General features: G+C 48.0%; 1 protein-coding gene. It reads right to left on the bottom strand.

All coding sequences use genetic code 11. The features are described 5' to 3' along the window. Nucleotides 1-1,178: NAD/NADP-dependent octopine/nopaline dehydrogenase family protein (locus H9X84_RS12735; RefSeq protein WP_205134624.1), on the bottom strand; the 1,178-nt coding region annotated here is incomplete at its 3' end. Nucleotides 1,179-1,194: the final 16 nt, after the last annotated feature.

Raw genomic sequence — 1,194 nt, 5'->3', positions numbered from 1 at the left:
TCTTCTTTTGTCATATGGCCAATGCCCAGATCGTCCAGTGTCAGACCATCCGCATAGAAGTCTCTGTCCAGCATTGCGTTTGCCATGTTAATCATAGCGTCGATTACGGGTGTCTTTACGCCATATTTCTTGCCCAGTTCATGGAATACATGGCAGCCGATGGGGATATCTTCTGTCATATATCTGTGGTTAACAGAGAACGGGCCTGTACCCAGTGCCATTTCATAAACTTCCTCGTAAGGAACGTGCATGCCGGGGCCCATGTATTCACTGCCCAGAATGTTGGATCTGGAGAAGAATTCTTCCTTTTCAAAAGGCTGGATGCCAACACCCATTGCTTCCGCGATGGCACATTCTTCCTGATATACCGCATACTGTACCTTGGATACGGTAGGACTGTATACGTGGCAGTAAATGGAGAAATCATTCTTGTTGTCGCCATAGATCACGCCGTAGTTCTCCAGCGCGCCGGTACCCAGAATAACACCGGGGCAGTGCAGAATAGGATTTACGTTACTGAAACCGGTATCCATAACCGTATTGCCGCCTACGGGGCCCAGCCCCTGTGTAATCGCGTCCATGGCGCCGATATATTTTACGCTTTCCAGGAATACTTCCTGATCTGTCATAGGCAGAGCCGCGCCGCGCAGTGTGATCGCACGATAAATGATTCTTGTGCTGGGCAGCATGAAGGGACCTTCGGACTCGATACGGCTGCCGTAAGGTGCGCTGGACCAACCGCCGACAACAACCTTTTTATCGCAGTTCATTTCACGCATCATTTTGCGGAATACCAGCGTGCCATAGTTATCCGGGAAAATATGGATGATCTGTCCATCTCTCAGATGAGGGATCAGTTCTTTAAAGAACATTTTATGACCAACAGCGGGCAACGCCACAATAATGATTTCCGCGTCTTTTACTGCTTCTTCCACAGAAGTGGTAATTTTATTGAATTTCGCAACGCCTTCTCTGTAAAAACCGAATTTATTTGTCTGGTTTCCGTGGAAACGGAAGCCGTTTTTCAAATTGTCCAGTGTTTTGGATGCAAAGGGTTCCAGGTCACAAAGTACAACTTCCTGTCCTGCCAGTACACAGTCTGCCGCCATTGCTTTGCCGATACCGCCCGCGCCAAGCACTGCAATAGGTTTTCCTTCCAAATAGCTGAGATCTTTCATATCATTTTCCTCCTTT

It is taken from the genome of Anaerotignum lactatifermentans, assembly GCF_016902535.1.
Classification (GTDB): Bacteria; Bacillota; Clostridia; order Lachnospirales; family Anaerotignaceae; genus Anaerotignum; species Anaerotignum lactatifermentans_A.
This window is presented reverse-complemented; position numbering and strand designations above follow the sequence as displayed.